The organism is Ferrovibrio terrae, assembly GCF_943371255.1.
Classification (GTDB): Bacteria; Pseudomonadota; Alphaproteobacteria; order Ferrovibrionales; family Ferrovibrionaceae; genus Ferrovibrio; species Ferrovibrio terrae_B.
In genome coordinates this window covers 1-15,637 of the sequence record NZ_CALRUC010000011.1, presented here as the reverse complement: position 1 = coordinate 15,637, position 15,637 = coordinate 1, and the positions used below count along the sequence as shown (strand labels likewise).

The window sequence follows — 15,637 nt, the reverse complement described above, 5'->3', positions numbered from 1 at the left end:
CGGCCGGGAGGTGTCGGAGATTCAGGCGCGGCCAGCCTGCACCAGGGTCGTGCTGCGGCAGATCGCGGTGTAGCGGACGATCAGGTATTGCGGTCGGGCGTCGGCATGCTGGATGCGCCGGTTGCTGACCTCGGCGGCAAGGGACTCGGCGGTCTGCGGGTCGCCGGTCTGGCGCAGGCTGGTGGCGTATTCCTGCAAGGCATCGGTGAAGGCGACCGGATTTTCGTTTTCCAGTTTAAGCTGCCGCACCATGGGAATGGCCTGGGCATAATAGGGCAGGGCTTCGGCATACTGCTTGCGGTCATAGAACAGGCGCGCCAGCTCGAACAGGCGACGTGAAATCTGCGTGCTGGCCGGGCCGGAGGTGGCTTCTTCCAGGGCCAGCGAGGTCAGCAACAGTTCGCGCGCTTCCTCGAATTTGCAGCCATGGCCCTTCATGCGGCCGAGATTGTAGAGCGTGAGCGACAGCATGGCCGGCGGCACCTTTTCGGTCCCGGCCCAGACCAGGGCACGTTCGTAATTCTCTTCGGCGCCCTGATAATCGCGGCTGCTTTCGGCACGTGTGCCGGCATCGTGATAGCGCGCCATGTTGGTGGTGCTGAAATCCTTCGAGCAGCCACCCGCAAGCAGCGCCAGAGCCAGGATCGCGATTGCCGGCCGCATCTTCACTCCCCCGTCGCCCGGTTTGACCAGGAGGGCAACGCGTCAATTTTACGGGCCGGGTCGCGCCGGGGGAAGTCTAAAAAGAAAGCCCCGCCGGCAGGAACCGGCGGGGCTTGTTGGACACCCGGCTGTTAAGCCGCGGCCCAGGGAAGGTCGTTTTAGACCGAGTAGTACATCGAGAACTCGATCGGATGCGGGGTGTGCTCGAAGGCATACACCTCTTCAAACTTCAGATCGATGTAGCTGTCGATGAAGTCATCCGAGAAGACGCCGCCGGCCTTGAGGAAGGCGCGGTCCTTGTCCAGGGCCTCGAGGGCTTCGCGCAGGCTGCCGCAAACCTGCGGAACCTTGCTCAGCTCTTCAGCCGGCAGGTCATACAGGTTCTTGTCCATGGCCGGGCCGGGATGGATCTTGTTCTTGATGCCATCGAGACCGGCCATCAGCATGGCCGAGTAAGCCAGGTAGGGGTTCGCGCCCGGATCGGGGAAGCGGACCTCGACGCGCTTGGCCTTCTCGCCGGCGCCGAACGGGATGCGGCAGGAGGCCGAACGGTTGCGCGCCGAATAGGCGAGCAGCACCGGGGCTTCGAAGCCGGGGATCAGGCGCTTGTAGCTGTTGGTCAGCGGGTTGGTGAAGGCGTTCAGCGCCTTGGCATGCTTGATGATGCCGCCGATGTAGAACAGCGCCATCTCGCTGAGGCCGGCATACTTGTTGCCGGCGAACAGCGGCTTGCCGCCCTTCCAGATCGACTGGTGAACGTGCATGCCCGAGCCGTTGTCGCCCTTGATCGGCTTCGGCATGAAGGTCGCGCTCTTGCCCCAGGCATGCGCCACGTTGTGCACGCAGTACTTGTAGATCTGCATGCTGTCGGCGGACTTCAGCAGGGTGGCGAACTTGATACCCAGCTCATGCTGGCTGTTCGCCACTTCATGATGGTGCTTCTCGACCGTCACGCCCATGCCGGCAATGGTGGTCAGCATTTCAGAGCGCAGGTCGCCGCCCTGATCGATCGGAGCGACCGGGAAGTAGCCGCCTTTGATCGGGGCGCGGTGGCCCATATTGCCGCCTTCGTAGACCTTACCCGAATTGTAGTCGCCTTCGATGTCGTCGAGGTAGACGAAGGTTTCGTTCATCGAGGTCTTGAAGCGCACGTCATCGAAGACGAAGAACTCGGCTTCCGGGCCGAAGTAGGCCACGTCGCCGGTCTTGCTGGTCTTGATGTAGGCTTCAGCGGCCTTGGCGATCGAGCGCGGGCAGCGGTTGTACGGGGTGCCTTCATGCGGCTCGAGAACGTCGCAGAACAGCACGGCGGTGGTCTGCGCCGAGAAGGGATCGTAGGTGAGGCTGTCGAAGTCGGGCTTCAGCAGCATGTCGGACTCGTTGATCGCCTTCCAGCCGGCAATCGACGAACCGTCGAACATGATGCCTTCCTTGAGGGTGGCTTCATCGATCATGGTGATGTCGAAGGCGACATGCTGCCACTTGCCGCGCGGATCGGTGAACCGGAAGTCGACGTACTTGACGTCCTTGTCCTTAAACTGCTTCACAATGGATTTTGCATCAGCCATGGCTGTTTTTTCCTGCTAGTTCTTCCCTGGTTGGTAACGACTCATGGGGACGATCCGGAGAGGTGGGCCGATCCGATGAGAGTGATGAAGGCGGAGTGTTCCTGCTCCGCCGTCAGACTGCTTCCGCGCCCTTTTCACCGGTGCGGATGCGAATGACGTCTTCGACGGTGGAGATGAAGATCTTGCCGTCGCCGATACGGCCGGTGCGGGCCGCCTGGGTGATCGCCTCGACCGCCTTTTCAACCATGGCGTCATCGAGCACGACCTCGATCTTCACCTTGGGCAGGAAGTCGACGACATACTCGGCGCCGCGATACAGCTCGGTGTGACCCTTCTGGCGACCGAAGCCCTTGGCTTCGGTGACGGTGAGGCCCTGAAGGCCGATCTCGTGGAGCGCTTCCTTCACTTCGTCGAGCTTGAAGGGCTTGATGATGGCTTCGATCTTTTTCATGGGTGCTACAACACTTTGGCCGGAATGGAATGACGGGTTCAATTATGCACGCTCTATGCCAGTGTTAACCTGGCTTTAACGCGCTGGATTCCCGCTAGAGACGGGGGTGTGGATAAGTTCGAAGGGTCTTTTTGCTCATTTTATGTCCTATTTGTATAAAAAATAGGCCGTTTAACGCCTAATGTTTCGGCCGTGCCTGGCTCAGGAAGCTGGCGATACGGCCGAGCGCCTCGGTGATGGCCTGATCCGAGGCAGCAAAGGACAGCCGGATATAGCCTTCGCCATGGCTGCCGAAGCTGGTGCCCGCAATCGTGGCAACCCCTGCCTGTTCCAGCAGCCCGTCCTGCATTTGGCGGGCGTTGAGGCCGGTCTCGGTGATGTTGGGGAAGGCATAGAAAGCGCCCTCGGGCTTGATGCAGCTCATGCCCGGGATCTTGTTCAGGCCGGCGACGCAGAGGTCGCGGCGGCGGCGGAAGGCCAGCCGCATCTCTTCCACCGCATCCTGCGGGCCGGTGAGGGCGGCGATGCCGGCAAACTGCGTCGGCGCGTTGACGCAGGAATGCGTGTTGATGGCCAGTTTGGTGGCGAGTTCGGCCAGCCGCGCCGGCCACAGGCCCCAGCCGAGCCGCCAGCCGGTCATGGCATAGGTCTTCGACCAGCCTTCCAGGATGATCAGGCGATCCTGCAACTGGTCGAGATAGGGAATGAAGCTGGCATAGGTGCCGTCGCCATCCAGCACCAGGCGCGAATAAATCTCGTCGGCCATGATGGTGACATGCGGGAAGCGCTGCAGACCCTCGACCAGCTTTTTCACTTCACTGGCCGGCGCGACGCCGCCGGTGGGATTGGCCGGTGAATTGACGATCAGCAGCCGCGTGTTCGGCGTGATGCGCGCGAGCAGATCTTCGGCGCGGAAAGCGAAGCCGTTCTTTTCCAGCAGCGGATAGCCGGCCAGCGTGGCGCCGGTGTAATTCACCAGCGATTCATAGATCGGGAAACCGGGATCGGGATACATGATCTCGGCGCCGGGCTCGCCGAACATTTCGATGGCGGTCGCCATCGTCACCTTGCCGCCGGGCACGATGACGATGCGGTCGGGGGAGACATTCACCTTGTAGCGGGTCGCGATCTCGGCGCAGACCGCTTCGCGCAGGGGCAGGATGCCGTTGGCCGGCGTGTAGCCGTGATGGCCGTCGCGCAACGCCTTGATCGCGGCCTCGACCACATGCGGCGGGGTGGGGAAATCGGGCTGCCCGATGCCGAGATTGATGACGCTCTTGCCCTGGGCTTCCAGAGCCTTCGCACGTGCGAGCACCTCGAAGGCGCTCTCCGAGCCCAGACGCGACATCCGCGCGGCAATCTGCATGCTTTTCCTCCCGCTTATAGCCCGTCTGCTTATGCCGGGATTCCGCCACGTGAACAAGGCTCTAACCCCACGCCTTCGTGGCCAGTTTGGTCGTTCCGGGCGGCTTGCGCGGGCGCCGGTCGCTGCCTAGTGTCCTTGGCCGAAACCCCGGAGGATTCCTGTCCATGCTGCTCGACGTCCGCACCTATACCTGCCGCCCCGGCACCATCAAGCTGCAGCTCGAAATGTATGAGAAGCTCGGCTTCAAGGCGCAGACCCGCCATCTCGGCCAGCCGTTTGCCTTCCTGGTCACCGAGACCGGCCCGATCAACACCTATATCCATATCTGGGCCTATGAGAGCGCCGCCGACCGCGAGACCAAGCGTGCGGGCATGCAGGCCGATCCGGACTGGCAGGCCTATCTCAAGGCGAGCGGCGAGGCCGGTTATCTGATCAACCAGCAGAACCAGCTGATGACCCCGGCGGCCTTCGCCCCGATCAAGCGCTAACATTTCAGTCAGAGAGTACCGATCATGAAACGCAGTGGTGGTCAGATCCTGGTCGAGCAGTTGCGCCTGCATGGCGTCGATATGGCCTTCGGCGTGCCGGGCGAAAGCTTCCTCGCCGTGCTGGATGCGATGCACGACCATACCAACCACATGAAGTTCGTGATCTGCCGCCAGGAAGGCGGCGCGGCGATGATGGCTGATGCCTATGGCAAGACCACGGGCAGGCCGGGCATCTGCATGGTGACGCGTGGCCCGGGCGCCACCAATGCTTCGGCCGGCGTGCATGTCGCGTTTCAGGATTCGACCCCGATGATCCTGTTCATCGGCCAGGTCGGCCGCGACATGATGGAGCGCGAGGCCTTCCAGGAAGTCGACTATCGCCGCATGTTCGGCCAGATGGCGAAATGGGTGGCGCAGATCGACGATGCGGCGCGCATCCCCGAATTCATCAGCCGCGCTTTCAGCGTGGCGATGTCGGGCCGGCGTGGGCCGGTGGTGCTGGCGCTGCCGGAAGACATGCTGACCGATATGGTGGACTGCGCCGATGGCCGTCCGGTGATTCCGGCCGAAGCGCATCCGTCGATGGAGCAGATGGCGCAGCTGAAAGCCATGCTGCAGGATGCCAAAAAGCCCTTCATGATCGTGGGTGGCAGCGGCTGGAGCGAGGCCGTTCGCGCGCAAGTGCAGGAGTGGGCCGCGGCGTCTGACATGCCGGTGGGCGCGGTGTTCCGCCGCCAGGACTATCTGGATAACGACTGGCCGAATTATGTCGGCGATGTCGGCATCGGCATCAATCCCAAGCTGCAGGCCCGCGTCAAGGAGGCCGATCTGCTGCTGGTGATGGGGTCGAAGCTGGGCGAGATGGCGACCGGCGGCTACACCATGTTCGGCATTCCGGTGATGAACCAGAAGATCGTGCATGTGCATGCCGGCGCCGAGGAACTGAACCGCGTCTATTCCGCCGATCTGCCGATCCATGCCAGCAATGCCGGCTTCGCCGCCGCGCTCACGAAGATGGGCCCGGTGGATGGCAAGGCTTGGGCGGCGGCCACCAAGCAGTCGCGCGCCGATTACGAGGCCTGGCAGGCGCCGGTGACCTCGCCGGGCAATGTGCAGATGTCGCAGATCATCAAATGGCTCGACGAGACGCTGCCGGCCGATGCGGTGTTCTGCAACGGCGCCGGCAACTACGCCACCTGGGTGCACCGCTTCCACCGTTATCGCCGCCACAGCAACCAGCTGGCGCCTACGTCGGGCTCGATGGGCTATGGCCTGCCGGCCTCGGTGGCGGCCAAGCTGATCAACCCGCAGCGCACGGTGGTGGCTTTTGCCGGCGACGGCTGTTTCCTGATGCATGGCCAGGAATTTGCCACCGCCCTGCAGTATGGCGCCAACATCATCGCCGTCGTGGTCAACAACGGCATGTATGGCACCATCCGCATGCATCAGGAGCGCGAGTATCCCGCCCGCATCAGCGGCACCGAACTGAAGAACCCGGATTTCGCAGCTTACGCGCGGGCCTTCGGCGGCCATGGTGAGACGGTGGAGCGCACCGAAGACTTCGCCGCCGCCTTCAAGCGCGCGCAGGCGAGCGGCAAGCCGGCGATCATCGAGATCAAGCTCGATCCGGAAGCGCTGACGCCGCGCCAGACCTTGAGCCAGATCCGCGAAGCCGGCGTGCAGGCCAAGGCGCATCACGCGGATCGATAGCGTAAGACCTGGATGCCCGCGAAAGCAGGCATCCAGTCTTCCTATCTCTTCACATTCACCAGCACCACACCGCCGAGCGCCAGTGCGCCGCCAATCAGGCCAAGCGTGGTCGGCACTTCGCTGAGCCAGAGCCAGCCGATCAGTGTCGCCACCGGCGGCACGGCGTAGAGCATGTTGGTGGCGCGCGCCGCCGGCAGGCGCGAGAGCACCATGGCCCAGGTGCCGTAGACCACGAAGCTGGGGATGACGGCGAGATAGATCGCGGCGAACAGCGCATCGGTGGGTGCGGCCTGCGCCTGCGCGATGCTGTCGGGCAGCATGGGGGCCAGCAGCAGGGCGCCGATCACGATATTCCACGCGGCCACGGTGAGCGGCTTGTGGCGGGCGAAGAGCGGCTTCTGCACGATGTTGTTGATTGACGTGGCGAAGGTGGCGCCGAGCACCAGCAGCACGCCGCTGTCGACATTGAAGCCGTCGATTTTGCCGACCGCGATGAAACCGACGCCGAGGAAAGACAAGGCCGTGCCGAGCCAGGCATACAGCCCGAAACGCTCGTTCAGGAAGGCCATGGCCAGCAGCGCGGTGAGGATCGGGTTGACGTTGATGATGAAGCTGGCGGCGGCCGCCGGCACGGTCTGCTGGCCCAGATTGAGCAGCACGGTATAGAGCGCGACGAACACCACGCCGCCGAAGGCAAACCGCCAGCCGTCGCGCCAGCCCGGCAGGGCCGGGCGGGTGACGGCGAGGAAGATGGCGGCCGGGATGGCGGCCAGCCCGAAGCGCAGCGCCCCCAGCTCCAGCGGGCCGAAACCGGTGAGGCCGAGGCGGATAGCCGGGAAGGCGGATGCCCAGCCCAGCACGGTGATCGCCACCAGGATCAGGGTGGTGGTATCGATCCGGGACGGGGTCGCCCCGGACGGGGCCGGCAGGGCTGGGCAAGCGGTGGTCATGGGAAAGCTCCTTGAAAATCAATGAGCTAGAGCATGGGGCGGCATCAGCTGATTGACAATCGAATAGATAGTGGGTCAGCTGTGCGTATGGATCACAGCTTGCCCGCCCAGCTTCCCCCGCTCGATACCCTGCGCGCCTTCGAGGCCGCGGCCCGCTTGGGCAGCTTTTCCGCCGCCGCCGAGGGGCTGAACCTGACCCATGGCGCGATCAGCCGGCAGGTGGCGAAGCTGGAGCGCTGGCTCGGCCTCAAGCTGTTCCAGCGCGAGGCGCGCGGCGTGACGCTGACACCCGATGGCGACCGGCTCTATGTCTCCACCCGCGAGGCCTTTGCGCTGATCGGCGCCTATTCCGACCGCTGGACCGAACCGCGCGGCACGGCGGTGGTGCGGCTCAGCGCGCTGCCCTCGGTGAGCAGCCGCTGGCTGATGCCGCGACTGACCGCGCTGGAAGATGGCGGCGAGCCGCGCCTGCGCATCCTGTTCAGCGTCGATCACCGGCAGGTCGACATGGAAGAGGAGGGCATCGACCTCGCGCTGCGCTGCGGCCGTGGCGAAGTGCCGGGCCGCCTGTCGCTGCAGCTGTTCGAGGAATGGTGCTATCCCGTCGCCTCGCCGGAACTCGCCAGGATCATCGGCAGCGGCGATGCCAAGCGCCTGCTGAACTATCCGCTGATCCATGATTCCAGTGCCACCGGCTGGCGCGCCTGGTTCGCCGAACAGGGGCTCGACTATCGGCCTGCCGTGCATGATCGCCGCTTCGAGGATTACGGCCTGGTGCTGGATGCCGCCGCCTGCGGGCTGGGCATCGCGCTGGCCCGTCCGCCGCTGGCACAGCGCGATATCGATGCCGGCCGCGTGGTGGCGGTGGATCATCGCATTGCACTGAATTCAGTGTCCTACTGGCTCGATCGCCCGCCGGGCAAGTTGCGTCCCGCCGCAGTCCAGCTTGCCGGCCGCATTGCTGCGCAGGCTGGCGTGGCGCCGGCGGCGCTGGAGGCTTTCACCCGGGGCTGACAGTCAGGTGCGGATGAAGCAGCTATACTGGAAGCGCTGAACGCCGCCGCCGGGCGTGCGGTGTTCTTCGTGCCGGGAGTCGGTCAGCACAAACGGCGTGCCGAGTTCAGCCTGCAGAGTCTCGGGTGCATAGCGCATCACCGGCAGGCCGCTGCAGCGTTCCGGGCCGTCCAGCGCGAAGCTGGCGATGATGATCCGGTTGCCCGCCGCCGTGCCGGCCAGCAGAGCGGTTCTGTAGGCGAGGCGGTCGGCCGGATCGGTGAGGAAGTGAAACACCGCGCGATCATGCCAGAGCGCATACTGCTGTGGCGGCTGCCAGCGCGTGATGTCGGCAACGATCCATGTGACGTCCGCGGCCTGCGCGCCCAAACGCGCCTTGCTTTTCGCCAGGGCATCAACGGCGATATCGAGCACTGAAATGGATCTGTATTGACGAGCGAGTAGGGCATCGACCAGGCGCGAGGCACCGCCGCCGATATCGACCACCGCCGCATCAAGGCCGATGGCCGCCTGCTCGATCAGGGCAAGCGAGGTGGCCGGATTATCCTGGAACCAGCTGACCTCGGTTTCGGCCTTGCTGGTGTAGACCGTGTCCCAATGCTGCTTGCGATCCATGTTTGCCTCCCGTGCCATAGACCTATGGCAACCGGGGACCGGGATCAACTCACTGCCAGCCAAACGCCCGCTTGAACACGCCGGTGAAAGCGGTGCCGATATCGGCCCGCTGCGCCACGCTCTCGTAATTGCCGGTATAGAGCTTGGTGATGATCGCCTCGCGCGGCGAACCGGCGCCGAAACGCAGATGCACCAGGCCGCTGCCGGCCGAGGTGACCTGTGCCGTCACCGGGCCGATCTCGGCGATCTCGATGATGATGTCGGCATCGCGCAGCTGCATGGCCAGGGCCGGCGGCAGATCGAGGCGCGCACCCGAGACCGACATGTCGAGCAGCCGCACCGGCTGGCGCAGTCCCTGCCACAGCAGTGTGGCGGGTTCATTGAGATCGAAGCGTTCCTCGCGGCGCTGGCGCGGGCGTTCCACCGACAGCAGCATGACCAGCGCCAGGATCAGCAGGTTCCAGCAGCTCCAGAAGGTATAGAGCGCCGGATCGCCACCATCGGGCTGGCGGCCTTCGACCAGGCTGGTGCGATAGGCAATGATGGCGATCGCGGTGAGTGCGAACAATGCGCCGGCTTCCAGCATGACGGTCCAGTTGATCTGCACGCGGTCGGTCATCACGCCCTTGCTGGTAACCCGGAAGGTCTGCGCCTTGCGGAAGAGCAGCGCCGTCCACACCGAGGGCGCGACGCGCGAGGCGCAGACGAATTCGGTCAGGTCGGTCAGGATCGGCATGATGCGGCCGCTGGAGACCCAGACGAACAGTGCGGTAGACGAGAAGAAGGCCGGCATGAAGTGATAGGCGTAGTCGCCGGCATCGGCCCGCAGGATCGAGATGCCGCCATACCAGTACAACAAGGGGGCAATGAGCCCGAACAGGCAGAAGGTGGGCAGGCTGAGCCAGTAATTGGCGGTTTCCAGGAACAGGAAACGGTGCATCAGGTCGAGGTTGTTGCGGCCGAAGGGGCCGACCTTGACAAACAGCGACTGGATCGCACCGATGCCCCAGCGGCTGCGCTGCTTGATATATTCGGCGATGGTTTCCGGGGCCAGGCCGTTGGACAGTTTTTCGTTCAGGTAGCGCGTGACATAGCCGGCATCGATCAGCTTGAAGCTGAGCAGGATATCCTCGGTGATGGTTTCCATCGGATAGCCGCCGATATCCTCGATGGCGGCACGACGGGCGACAAAGGATGTGCCGCAGCAATAGGAAACGTCCCAGGCGTCCTTTGCCGGCTGCAGCGTGTCGAAAAAGAAGCGCTGCTCGTCGACCCAGGATTCCGACAGCATGAAGTTATGTTGCAGCATGTTCGGGTTGAAAAAGAACTGCGGCGTCTGCACCAGCGCCACCTTCGGATCGTCGAAGAACCCGACGATGCGGCGCAGGAATTTCCGCTTCGGCACGAAATCGGCGTCCAGCACCATGATGAAGGGCGCGTTGGTTTCGGTTTTCGATATCGCCAGCGCATGATTCATGTTGCCGGCCTTGGCGCCTTCATTGCTGTCGCGGCGCAGATAACGCACGCCCAATGCGGCGCATTTGTCGCGCAACCAGTCGCGCCGCGTATCGTCCAGCACCCAGAGCGTGAAATTCGGGTAGTCCAGCGCCCGGGCGCCGAGGATGCTGCGCTCCAGCACCTCCCAGGATTCGTTATAGGTCGGGATGAAGACATCGACCGCCGGCATCGTGGTGCTGTGATGGCTCTTGCGTTCGTTCTCTTCGGCAAGCGGCGTGTTGTCGCGATGGCGCCAGAAGGTGACCAGGCAGACATAGGTGCTGAAAGCCAGCATCAGTTCGAGGATGAGAAACAGCAGGCCGAAGGTGAAATCTGCCGGCTGCGACAGCGGTGGCACGGTTTCTGTGATGCGCCACCAGAAATATCGCAGGCTGAGCAGCAGGACGATCACGATCAGGCTACGCCGCACCAGCAGGTTGGTGGGTTTGACCAGCGGCAGCAGCAGCAGGGCCCCGGCCAGCAGGGCAACACCGGGAATCGTGGCCAGCAGATTGTTCACGTCGGTCAGCTGCCGCTGAACAGGTCGTTCAGACGGCGTGTGGTGCGGTCGATCACGGTGTCGCTGGCATGCAGGCGGCCGACGCGGCCGATCGGGCAGGCTTCCGGCTGGCCGTTCTGCACCTGCACCTGTGACGTGGCGGCGCCGTTACCACCGTTGCCCGATGCGAAATCGACCGAGAAGATCAGGCGCAGCTGGTCGGCGCTGGCGGCGGTGGCAATGGCGAATTCCCGGCCGACATCCTGATCGCCGCGCAGGCCGACCAGTTGGGCCTTGTGATTGACCATGCGGCCATTGCGCTCGAATTCGACCATGACGCTGTCGCCGATCGAGAGGGTTTCGCCGGAGCGGCGGTCGCGCAGTACTTCGAAGAAGATACGCGAGCAGTCGGCGACCTGCAGCATCGGCAGGCTGACGCCAAGCGTGGCGCCATCACTTTCGAGTTGGCGCCACAGCACGCCATTGACCGGGGAGGCGATCACAGCTTCGCCCATCTGCTGGCGGCGACGCTGCTCGGCCTCGATCTGGCGGTCAACCTGGGCACGCTCGGCCTCCAGTTCGGCCTTGCGGCTGGTCAGGGCCAGACGCTGCAGTTCGATCTCGTCGCGGCGCTGCTGTGAATAGGGCGCGTTGTTGTAGGAGTCGCTGAGGAAAATCCCCTGATCGGCGGCCTGACGCTCCTGGCGCAGACGATCCAGGCTGCGGCGCTGGGCTGCCAGCTCGGCCTGGGCCACATCCACTTCAGAGTGGCGGCGATCAAAATCGGCGCGACTGGCAAAGCCCTTGGCGGCGAGGGGTTCGATACGCTTGAACTGCGCGTCCACCAGGCGGAGATTGGCCTCGGCCTGGCGCACACGCGCATCGGCTTCTGCAATCTGCGCCAGCAGATTGGAAATCACCGCGTCACGGAAATTACGGCTGTCGCCGCCCAGGCGCTGCAGCAACGGCTCCATGGCGGCAGCCTGCTGGTCAAGGCCGGCGATGCGTTCTGCCAGGCTTGTGCTTTGTGCCTGCAGGTTGGCGAGGCGGACATCGCGATCCGGCAGATCGCGCAGCACAGCCAGGGTCTGGCCGCGTTTCACCCGTTCGCCGATGCGAGGCTCGGCATAACTGATCTGGCCATCGATCGGCGCGCGGACCGTTACCAGTTCGGCATTCACGCGGCCGGTCGGCAGTTGCGAGAAGAACACCCCCGGTACCAATGCATAGCCAAACAGGCCCAGCAGGAAGATGCCGAGACCGATGCGCAACATGCGGCCGGTGATTGCGGGTTTGGTCTTCAGGTTCTGCATGTACATGAGGGTTAATCGGGGTTGAGACCAGTTGGCGGAGTCATATCCCGCGCCTTCTGGATGACCCTCATTAAAATACCGTAAGTAGTTATGGGAGCCGGGAGGGTGGTATGGTTAGTGACTGGTTTTCATACAGATTATAAACTCTTGGCCCCTGCAATCGCAGGGCGGTATCGACTCAACGGTTATCCGGTATATCAACCCATGCGAGAATTTTGCGGATCCACCGAGCCTATGCCGTATGCCCGTCTGGCTCTGACCCGAGCAGGCCGAAATATTGTAATGCTGTGTGCCGCGGCGGCTCCGGTCAGACCGAAGCAGAAACCCTAGGCTGGGAAACGTCATGATCGCCACGCTTGCCCCCGTCGGCGCCTTATTGCTCAGCGTTGCCCTGCTGCTGACCGGCAACGGTCTGCAGGGCACCTTGCTGCCGGTGCGTGCCAATCTGGAAAGCTTTGGCGCGCTGTCTATCGGCGTGATGGGGTCGGCCTATTACATCGGCTTTGTCGCCGGCTGTGTCCTGACACCGAAGCTGATCCGCCGCGCCGGCCATATCCGGCTGTTTGCCGCCATGGTTTCGATTGCCTCGGTGGTTCCGCTGGCACATGCGATGCTGGTCGGCCCGCTGCCCTGGTGGCTGCTGCGCGCGATGACCGGCATGTGCCTGGCCGGCCTGTACCTGATCATCGAAAGCTGGCTGAACGAACGTGCCACGCCGGAAAACCGGGGTGTCGTTTTCACCACCTACACGACGGTGAATTTTTCCGTCATCACGCTGGGCCAGATGCTGATGCTGGTCGACGATCCGGTGCGCTTCCATCTGTTCAGCCTGGCATCGATCCTGGTTTCGCTCGCTGCCGTGCCGGTGGCGCTGACCCGCTCGCCGGCGCCGGCGCCGATTTCCTCGGCGCGCCTGTCGCTGCGCAAGCTGTATCGCGTTTCGCCGGTCGGCGTCGCCGGCGTACTCACCGTCGGCCTCGCCAATGGCGCCTTCTGGGGCATGGCCCCGGCTTTCGCTTCACAGGCCGGTTTGACGGTGCCGCAGATCGCCTGGTTCATGAGCGCCACCGTGGTGGGCGGCGCGCTGGCGCAATGGCCATTCGGCCGGCTGTCGGATCGTATGGACCGCCGCCGCACCATCATGATCGCCTGCGCCCTGGCCTGTGTGTCTGCGCTTCTGCTGATCTTCATCTATCTGAGCATGCCGGCGGTGATGATCGTTGCCGCCTTCCTGTTCGGGGTCTTCTCGTTTCCGCTTTACGCCCTCAGCGTCGCCCACACCAACGACATGGCCAAGGATGTCGATTTCGTCGCCGTGGCCGGTGGCCTGCTGCTGACCAATGGTGTCGGCTCGGTGATCGGCCCGGTGATCGCCGGCGTGGCGATGGACCGGTTCGGACCGCTTGGCCTGTTCGGGTTCACCGCGGTCATGCATGCCACCATGGCGGGCTTTGCCCTCTATCGCATGCGCCAGCGCGCCGCACCGCCAGAAGAGCAGAAGGCCGATTTCGTGCCGATGCCGAGTACCGCGCCGGTCCGGGCCGACCTTGACCCACGGGCGGATGAGACCGGTGGGCCGCCAAACCGCTCACCGGGCTGATCCGGCGGGAATGAGTCTGCGTAAAACAGATAAATCCAACAGCCATCACAGGAAATCGGCACTGTGGTCGTGTAATCTGGGGGCATGATGATTCCCAATAGCGAACATATGCCGGCGAGCGACATCCCGGTGGCGATGTGGCTGGTCAAGGCCGGCCTGGATGATGTCGCTCCCGAAACCCTGATCACCGGTTTCTGTGGCCAGGTCGTCACGGCCGGTATTCCGCTGCAGCGGGTGTTCGTCGGCATGGCGACACTGCATCCGCTGCTTCGGGCGCGCGGCTATACCTGGACGCAGACAGACGGCCTGATCGGCAACGATGCCATGCCGCATCGCAATCCTGATGAGGAGCCTGCCGCCTGGGTGGCCAGTCCGTTGCGCCACATGCTGGCCAGCGAGGTCGGAGAACTGCATCGTCCGCTGGTCGGGCCGGATGCGACATACGATTTCCCGGTGCTCCAGGAATTTGCCGAGCAGGGGCTGACCGACTGGTTTGCCATGGCGCACAGCTTCGGCTGGACCTTCAAGAATTCCCATCACATCACCGACCGCTATGCCGGTATCGGCATGATCAGCAGTTTCACCACCATGCGGGCGGGTGGTTTCAGCGAGGATCACCTGACGCGGCTGCGCCGGCTGGTGCCGCTGCTGGCGCTGGCGGTCAAGGCGGCCACATTGACCCAGATGAGCCGCGACCTGATCGCCGCCTATATCGGCGGCGATGCGGCCCATCGCGTGCTGAACGGTGTGATCCAGCGCGGCCAAGCCGAGCGGATCGAGGCGGTGATTCTCTATGCCGATCTGCGCGGATTCACGGCCCTGGCCGACCGGCTGGAGATCGAGCCCCTGGTCGAAACGCTGAATGCCTATTTCGACTGTCTCGGCCCGGCCATCGAGGCGGGAGGCGGGCAGGTGCTGAAATTTCTCGGCGATGGACTGCTGGCGAGTTTTCAGCTGGATGATCGGCGTTCGGCACAGGATGTCGGCATGGCCGCGCTGCAGGCGGCACAGGCCGCGCTTGCCGCGGTCGACGCGCTCAATGCCAGTCGTGCGGCAACGGGGCTACCCGTCCTGGCGCTCGACATCGCCTTGCATGAAGGCCTGGTGATGTATGGCAATGTCGGCACCGGTGCGCGGCTCGACTTCACCCTGATCGGGCCGACCGTGAACGAGGCCTCGCGTCTGGAAAACCTGTGTACCGGGCTGGATCGCAACCTGCTGGCCTCGGAGACCTTTGTGCGGATCGCCGGCGCTGATACCGGCCTAGTGTCCCTAGGGTATCACAGCCTGCGCGGCGTGGCCGAGCCGCGCGAAGTTTTTGGCCTGCCGCAGGTCTGACGGCCCCTATGAAAATGGCGCAAAAAAACGGCGCCCGTGAGGGCGCCGTTTCGTGCGATGCGATGATCGCAGGCGCTCAAAGAACCTTGAGGTCCACCGCCGAGGTCTTGCCTTTCTGGGTCGCCAGCTCGTAGCTGACTTTCTGGCCGTCGTTCAGGCCATTCAGGCCGGCGCGCTCGACGGCGCTGATATGCACGAAGACATCGCTGCCGCCGGCTTCCGGCTGGATAAAGCCAAAGCCCTTGGTGCTGTTGAACCACTTCACGGTACCGTTCGCCATAGGAAACTCCTGATAGGCATAGTCACAGACCAGACCTGCACATGCAGGCCGGACAATCCTGGATTTTGGAGGCGTCTGAACACTATCAGCCGGAACACCCGGGACCGACGGCCCACAGCAGCAGGCCAAAACATCGGATTGCACCGACTATAAAACGGCAGGGGGTGGGTTTTGTCAATCGACCCCCCTATATCTGGGGCTGCGATCGCCAAATTGCGGCAAGATTGTGAAATCTTAGGCCTTTTCGAATAGTAACCTTGAATTAAGGGATAGAGTGCTTATCTT

At 63.6% G+C, this 15,637-nt stretch carries 14 protein-coding genes; 5 read left to right on the top strand and 9 right to left on the bottom strand.

From position 1 onward, the window contains the following. Positions 1–21: 21 nt before the first annotated feature. The 4 genes from AAG799_RS04285 to AAG799_RS04270 form a co-directional block, all read right to left on the bottom strand. Positions 22–663, bottom strand: a complete 642-nt coding sequence (locus tag AAG799_RS04285) for a tetratricopeptide repeat protein (RefSeq protein WP_341894564.1) — start codon at positions 661–663, stop codon at positions 22–24. A gap of 158 nt (positions 664–821) precedes the next feature. Next, positions 822–2,231, bottom strand: a complete 1,410-nt coding sequence (gene glnA, locus AAG799_RS04280; RefSeq protein ID WP_341894563.1) for a type I glutamate--ammonia ligase — start codon at positions 2,229–2,231, stop codon at positions 822–824. Positions 2,232–2,343: 112 nt separating this feature from the next. Next, a complete protein-coding gene (locus AAG799_RS04275; RefSeq protein ID WP_297684422.1) occupies positions 2,344–2,682 on the bottom strand; it encodes a P-II family nitrogen regulator in 339 nt (112 codons plus the stop codon). 178 nt (positions 2,683–2,860) lie between these two features. Further along, complete coding sequence (locus AAG799_RS04270; RefSeq protein WP_341894562.1) at positions 2,861–4,048, bottom strand: pyridoxal phosphate-dependent aminotransferase; 1,188 nt, start codon at positions 4,046–4,048, stop codon at positions 2,861–2,863. A gap of 164 nt (positions 4,049–4,212) precedes the next feature. Here AAG799_RS04270 and AAG799_RS04265 point away from each other — a divergent pair, with 164 nt between their 5' ends. Together AAG799_RS04265 and AAG799_RS04260 are read left to right on the top strand one after the other, a co-directional pair. After that, complete coding sequence (locus AAG799_RS04265) at positions 4,213–4,536, top strand: NIPSNAP family protein (RefSeq protein ID WP_341894561.1); 324 nt, start codon at positions 4,213–4,215, stop codon at positions 4,534–4,536. Positions 4,537–4,560: 24 nt separating this feature from the next. Next, positions 4,561–6,246 (top strand): thiamine pyrophosphate-binding protein, encoded by a 1,686-nt coding sequence (locus AAG799_RS04260; RefSeq protein WP_341894560.1) that lies wholly within the window; start codon positions 4,561–4,563, stop codon positions 6,244–6,246. A gap of 41 nt (positions 6,247–6,287) precedes the next feature. Here the strand turns inward: AAG799_RS04260 and AAG799_RS04255 are convergent, their stop codons facing one another. Continuing rightward, on the bottom strand, positions 6,288–7,196 hold the full coding sequence (locus AAG799_RS04255; RefSeq protein WP_341894559.1) for a DMT family transporter: 909 nt from the start codon (positions 7,194–7,196) through the stop codon (positions 6,288–6,290). 99 nt (positions 7,197–7,295) lie between these two features. Between AAG799_RS04255 and AAG799_RS04250 the strand changes: the two genes are divergently transcribed. Then, positions 7,296–8,210 (top strand): LysR family transcriptional regulator, encoded by a 915-nt coding sequence (locus tag AAG799_RS04250; protein WP_341894558.1) that lies wholly within the window; start codon positions 7,296–7,298, stop codon positions 8,208–8,210. Between the two features lie 3 nt (positions 8,211–8,213). Here AAG799_RS04250 and AAG799_RS04245 read toward each other — a convergent pair whose 3' ends face one another. From AAG799_RS04245 to AAG799_RS04235, 3 genes are read right to left on the bottom strand one after another with little or no spacing between them, the layout of a single operon-like run. Next, a complete protein-coding gene (locus AAG799_RS04245) occupies positions 8,214–8,825 on the bottom strand; it encodes a class I SAM-dependent methyltransferase (RefSeq protein WP_341894557.1) in 612 nt (203 codons plus the stop codon). Between the two features lie 49 nt (positions 8,826–8,874). Beyond that, complete coding sequence (locus AAG799_RS04240) at positions 8,875–10,842, bottom strand: cellulose synthase catalytic subunit (protein ID WP_341894556.1); 1,968 nt, start codon at positions 10,840–10,842, stop codon at positions 8,875–8,877. A gap of 5 nt (positions 10,843–10,847) precedes the next feature. Then, entirely contained in the window at positions 10,848–12,140 is a 1,293-nt protein-coding gene (locus tag AAG799_RS04235) for a hypothetical protein (RefSeq protein ID WP_341894555.1), read from the bottom strand. A gap of 337 nt (positions 12,141–12,477) precedes the next feature. On the opposite strand from AAG799_RS04235, the gene AAG799_RS04230 reads away from it, so the two are divergent. Both AAG799_RS04230 and AAG799_RS04225 read left to right on the top strand, forming a co-directional pair. After that, positions 12,478–13,734, top strand: coding sequence for an MFS transporter (locus AAG799_RS04230; protein WP_341894554.1), 1,257 nt, complete (start codon positions 12,478–12,480; stop codon positions 13,732–13,734). Between the two features lie 84 nt (positions 13,735–13,818). Continuing rightward, positions 13,819–15,072, top strand: coding sequence for an adenylate/guanylate cyclase domain-containing protein (locus tag AAG799_RS04225; protein ID WP_341894553.1), 1,254 nt, complete (start codon positions 13,819–13,821; stop codon positions 15,070–15,072). Between the two features lie 76 nt (positions 15,073–15,148). Here AAG799_RS04225 and AAG799_RS04220 read toward each other — a convergent pair whose 3' ends face one another. Then, on the bottom strand, positions 15,149–15,352 hold the full coding sequence (locus AAG799_RS04220) for a cold-shock protein (RefSeq protein ID WP_341894552.1): 204 nt from the start codon (positions 15,350–15,352) through the stop codon (positions 15,149–15,151). Positions 15,353–15,637: the final 285 nt, after the last annotated feature.